The 6,000-nt window shown below is 27.2% G+C and carries 4 protein-coding genes; 1 reads left to right on the top strand and 3 read right to left on the bottom strand.

Annotated features, from left to right (window positions below):
• Positions 1–919 precede the first annotated feature (919 nt).
• Positions 920–1,420 carry a PTS sugar transporter subunit IIA gene (locus tag KYD98_RS15920; RefSeq protein WP_219781033.1) on the top strand — a complete coding sequence of 167 codons (501 nt, stop codon included), beginning with the start codon at positions 920–922 and terminating at the stop codon, positions 1,418–1,420.
• A gap of 508 nt (positions 1,421–1,928) precedes the next feature.
• Here the strand turns inward: KYD98_RS15920 and KYD98_RS15915 are convergent.
• The 3 genes from KYD98_RS15915 to KYD98_RS15905 all read right to left on the bottom strand — a co-directional run bounded on the left by KYD98_RS15915 (position 1,929) and on the right by KYD98_RS15905 (position 5,915).
• Complete coding sequence (locus KYD98_RS15915; RefSeq protein ID WP_219781032.1) at positions 1,929–3,578, bottom strand: PTS transporter subunit EIIC; 1,650 nt, start codon at positions 3,576–3,578, stop codon at positions 1,929–1,931.
• 240 nt (positions 3,579–3,818) lie between these two features.
• The gene (locus KYD98_RS15910; protein ID WP_219781031.1) at positions 3,819–4,670 is read right to left on the bottom strand and encodes a BglG family transcription antiterminator; all 852 of its coding nucleotides are present in this window, start codon (positions 4,668–4,670) and stop codon (positions 3,819–3,821) included.
• A 297-nt stretch (positions 4,671–4,967) separates the two neighbouring features.
• Positions 4,968–5,915 carry a GNAT family N-acetyltransferase gene (locus KYD98_RS15905; protein WP_219781030.1) on the bottom strand — a complete coding sequence of 316 codons (948 nt, stop codon included), beginning with the start codon at positions 5,913–5,915 and terminating at the stop codon, positions 4,968–4,970.
• Positions 5,916–6,000: the final 85 nt, after the last annotated feature.

Below are 6,000 nucleotides of genomic sequence, written 5' to 3'. Positions count from 1 at the left end.
TGTGTTAGGCACGCCGCCAGCGTTCGTCCTGAGCCAGGATCAAACTCTCATAAAAAAGTTTAATCTTAGCTTACTTTCAAAAAGAATTGCTGGTTTACTTAAATGTATTTTTTATATTCTGTTCAATTTTCAAAGACCATTTTCTTTCGCTTCAACTTCCGTTGTCAGCTTTTGTTTTAACTTGTCGCCCTCAAGCGACTTACTCAGTATATCACTTGTTTTTTTCAGTGTCAACAACTTTTTTTAAGAAATTTTAAACTCTGTTTTTCAGAAGTTTTTTCTAAGTTGTTTCTGCCTCAGCGACGTGTTTTATCTTATCATATACTTAATTTATAATCCCTTATTTTTGTATGATCTTTTAAGTTTAACTTATAGATTCTAACTTTTCCTCTTTTTCCCTTGATAATATTACTATTGATACGCTTGGGTTAGTATTCTTCATAATACTGGATTTATAACTTATATAAAAGCGTTATATTTTAAAATTTGCCCTTCAAAACACTATATTAATCTCCAAGCTTAGTTTTCTAACCTATTCTTTACCTTAATAAAACTAATAATTCTAAATTTAATTAATACCAATGTATTAAAAACTATCGATTTCCTTAATTAAATTTTACTTTTTTACATATTTATGGATAGACTTCATCATATTTATTAAAAATTTTGATTTTATTTATGATAACAATTAAATAACTCATATAACATTATTGACAGCGAAATATATCGACTATATAATATTGTTATACGTGTTACTGTTAAATCAGGCATAAGTTTTATTTGAAAAGCTTATGCCTTTTTTTATATTTTAGAATAGAAACTATTCTTAAAGTTTTTGATTTAAGATCAGTAAACAACTTAATAATTTGTATATAGAAAGAAAGGATGTGAATTATCCTGTTTAGACAGGATATAAACTATGTTTGGATTTTTAAAAAAGAAAAAAGTTGAACCTAAAAATAATGATTGTAAATTAATAGCACCTATAACTGGTAAAACAATACCTCTATCTGAAGTACCAGATCCTGTTTTTGCTCAAAAAATGGCTGGTGATGGTCTAGCAATTAATCCTACTGATGATATTGTTGTTGCACCTGCTGATGGAGAATTAACTTTAGTATTTAATACAAAACATGCTTTTGCACTTACATTAGAAAATGGTGTAGAACTTTTAGTTCATATAGGTATTGATACTGTTTCATTAGGTGGAGAAGGATTTGAGCAATTAGCAGAACAAGGAACTAAAGTTAAGGCTGGAACTCCTATAATTAAAATTAATAGAGATTTTATTACTGGAAAAGGTCTTTCTTTAACAACTCCTGTTTTAATAACAAACCCTGATATACTTTCTTCAATCAAACCTGTAGAAAACATAGATACTACAGCCGGAGATACTACAGTATTAGAATATACAATCTAATATTCTAATATATATACAATTACTATATATGGCTCAAAATGATATTAAAATCATTTTGAGCCATATTAATTTTGGGACATGTTTTAATTTTTTAATATAAGCAAGCATCTCAACATACCATATTGTCTTCTCTAAACTTCTTACTAAGGCACATAAATTAATAGCTCAACGGCGTTGTATATTTTGCTGACGCAGTATCAGACAAAATAGAATAATCATACTGTTCTATTATTTGTTGAATGTGTCTAAATATTATCTATAAATATATAAAGATTATAGAATCGCAAATACTACCTATATAATAAATATCTTCAATATGATTCAACTGAGAATCTTAATATACATTTCTTAAGTATGTTCAATCACTAAAAAACTACATAACTATAAAATCATTGAAATTCTTTCTATTCTACATTTTGTTTTTAAATAGATTATCTAAGCCATTTTATATATAAAGAAAAAAAGTGAGCTACAAATAGCTCACTTTTTCTAATTTTTTTATAAATCTTTATCTATTACCTAAAATATCGTTAATTGCATTTTTATATCCGTCTGCTTTAACACCGAATATAGCTTGTATTCCGTTACCTACTTCCATAACACCAGATGCACCTAATGCTTTTAATTCTGGTTTATTTACCTTAGATTTGTCTTTAACTTCAACTCTAAGTCTTGTTATACAAGCATCAACACTTACTATATTTACTTCTCCACCTAAAGCTTCAAGTACAGCTGGTGCTTTTTCAGCTATTTCACCTTTTGTTCCACCTTTTGCTTGGAAATCAGCCTTAGTGTATAATTTAGTTTCTCCTTCATCTTCGTCTCTACCTGGTGTTTTTAAGTTAAATTTCTTAATAACAAATAAGAATATAAAGTAGTAAACAACTGCATAGATTATTCCAACGATTATAAGTTTTATCCAGTTAGTTGGAACGCCTGCTCCTGCTGGAAGTAAACCAAATAATGTGAAGTCTATTAACCCACCAGAGAAAGTCATACCTATGAATACATTTAGTATATCCATTAAGAAGAATGATAATCCTGCTAATAAACAATGTATTCCATATAAAACTGGTGCAACAAATAAAAATGTAAATTCTAATGGTTCAGTTATACCTGTTAATAATGCTGTAACAGCTGCTGAGAATAATAACGATCCAACAACCTTTTTCTTGCTAGGTGCTGCTGTTTTGTACATTGCAAGTGCTGCTGCTGGTAAACCAAACATCATGAATGGGAATTTACCTGCCATAAATCTTGTTGTACCTGAAACTACTGTAGACATAGTATCTGATGAAGCACCTACTAAATCTGACATACTTGATAATTGTGCAAAGTAACCAGTGTTAGCTCCTGCTACTGATTGCCATGATCCATTAACTAATACTTGAGCATCAACAAATGATCCAAACCAGAATGGTGTATAGAATACATGGTGTAAACCAAATGGTATTAATGCTCTTTCAATTACTCCATATAAGAAAGTTCCTATTGGACCTGCATCTCTAACAAAATTTGCTATGTGTGCAATACCATCTTGAACGATTGGCCATGCGAATGCTAAAACTCCACCTATTAATGCCATTACTACTGAAGTAACAATTGGAACAAATCTTGATCCTGAGAAGAATCCTATAATTTGTGGTAATTGAATTTCATGATATTTATTATGTAATATTGCTGTAACTATACCTGTTATAATACCGCCGAACACTGACATATTTAATGTAAATATACCTAAATTTTCTGTTACATATGTTTTATAAATTCCAACATTATCAGGTGTAACAACTCCTAATTGAGTAACACCTAAAATAAGTAAAGTTGAAACAACTTTATTCATTACTATAAATCCAAATACTGAAGCTAGTGCTGCTGTACCTTTATCTTTATTAGCTAAACCTACTGCAACTCCTACTGCAAATAATACTGGTAAATTACCAAAAATAATATCTCCAATATTTTTCATTACTGTTAATATAGCCGTAACAAATGGTATACTAACAAATGCTATTAATGGTTGATAAACAGATGGTGGATTATCTAATCCTTTTATTCCTAATAATGCGCCACCAAGACCAAGTAATATTCCTGCTATAGGTAATGCTGCGATTGGTAACATTATAGCTTTACCTATTCTTTGTAAATATTTAAGCATAAACTTATTCCTCCTACTTTATAAATAATAAAAATGTAAATGAAATTACTTTAAGTCGGCTAACTTAAAAATTTCAAAATAAAAAAGACTTAGATATAAGCCCAGAAAAACCTATTATTTATCCTGTATAAATAATAAATTTTTCTTTGCCTATATTAAGTCTTGCCTGCATTACCAGTTACACCTTAATTTTATGGTTTTATAATAACATAAAAACTTATTTTTGTAAAAGTTTGATTTCTATTCTGTAGTTCCTTTAAATCTTTCAATATGAATTGTTAAAAATGCTACCTCATCACTTTTAACTTTTACATCAAGTTCACTTTCAATAATTTCACAAACTTCTTCTGCTATAGAATATGAATCTTTATAAGTATTTTTAATTACTTTAGATAAATCATTATGAACACATGAATTATCCATTATTCTTTGTATAGCAAATTTTATATGAGTACAAAATCTTGCATAATCTAAAGATTTTTTATCTATTTTTATACCCAATCTATATTCAACATGCTCTGCTATAGTACTACTTAAAAATGTATTTTTAATTGTATTAGAAATTTTTCCATCATTTAAAGCAGAATGTATATGAAGTGCAATAAATGCTACTTCACCATCAGGTATCTTTACTTTTGAATATTCTCCTACTCTTTGAGCAACTATCCTAGCTAATGTAAACTCTTTAGGATACAAAGTTTCTGTTTCAACTAAAAATGGATTTTCAATTACTTCTTTATTTTTTAATCTCTCAACTGAAAAATATAAGTGATCTATAAGTCCAACATGTATGTGTTCATTTAATTCATCATCTAATTGTTTAGATATTTCATAAATAGCCTCTTCACAAACTGCAAAGAAATCATCATTAATTTTTTTAACTATATTATTAAGATTTTCTATATTTTGTTTATTTTCTATAGTAAATACTTTATCTACTTCTGTACCTTTAGGTATAATTACACCAGGTTTCTTACCAAAGCCTATACCTTTTGCAAAAAGTATCTTTTCTTTTCCAGATGAATTAACTAAAACTATATTATTATTAAATACCTTTGATACTACTTCATTTTTATTAAGTATTACCATCATCCTTTTTTCTCCTTCTAATATATATACAGTTTATTATGCCTTTTAATTAATATAAACTATATATTTATTCTAAATTATAAATAAAGTTTTTAGTTATTCGATAATAAGCTTAAAGTTAACATTATTTATACTACCACTTATAGTATTATCTTTAATTAATAATAATACTATAAGTATTCTAATTGTAATTTAAATTCTACATTTATTAAAATAATTTGAATTGTGGAACTTGTATCACAACATTTATATGAAAATTTTATCATACTTACATAAGACTTGTATATCCCATAATTAAAGTTATTTTCTATAAAATTCTTCTTTTATAATATAATACGTCAAATGATCCTTCCATTTTCCATCTATTAGTAAATATTTTTCATTTAATCCCAATTCTTTGAATCCACATTTCTTTAACACACCCTTAGATCTGTCATTATCTACTAATGCAGAGGCCTCAACCCTGTGAAGTCCTTCTTCATCAAAAATATATTTAAGAAACATATTTACTGCCTCCTTCATATATCCTTTACCCTCTTCAGTTTTATCAATTGAATAGCCTAAAATACCACTTTTAAAAACTCCACATACTATACTAGATAGTTTTAGCTTTCCAATAAATTTATCGTCTCTAAAAATCCCAACTTCAATACTAGATCCATTTAAAAATTGTCTATAACTTTCATTTAAAAGATTTCTCTGACATTCTAGTGTATAAAAATTATTATCCCTAGTAGGTTCAAACGGTGCTAAATGTTCTTTATTCCTTATATAATAATCTAATAACTCTTCAGCATTACCTGGAGTTAAATTTCTCAATACTATATTATCTCCTTGTAACTCTATAAATGAAAATTTAGTCTTATTGTTATATTCTATACGTGTTATCCCAAATGATAGTTCATCTAAATATTCACCATTATAATATTCATTTTGACTAAAAACACCTTCTAAAGTAAAACCCAAATCTAGAAACGGATTAATATCTACCCCCTCTGTGGCTTTAACATTAACCTTAAATATATTTAAATCTTTAAACACAGCTTTAAGAATAAGATTTAATGCTTCTTTAAGTAACTCATATTCATATGTTTTATAAAATTTAAGCTTTATATCACATTTCTTAATTAAATCATCTAACTCTAGTATGTAAAATCTTCCTATTGTTATATCAGATTTATCTTTTATTATATACTCTATCTTTGATAATTTATTCGCTTCTATTTTTACCTTAAAATTAGATTCCATTAATCGTTTCTCCTAATTCACATAATATTACTTATTATAAGGCATATGAACGAAAATAACGAGTCCAAAATACCTTGATTATTTT

The organism is Clostridium weizhouense (assembly GCF_019431045.1).
In the GTDB taxonomy this organism is placed as follows: domain Bacteria; phylum Bacillota; class Clostridia; order Clostridiales; family Clostridiaceae; genus Clostridium; species Clostridium weizhouense.
This window is presented reverse-complemented; position numbering and strand designations above follow the sequence as displayed.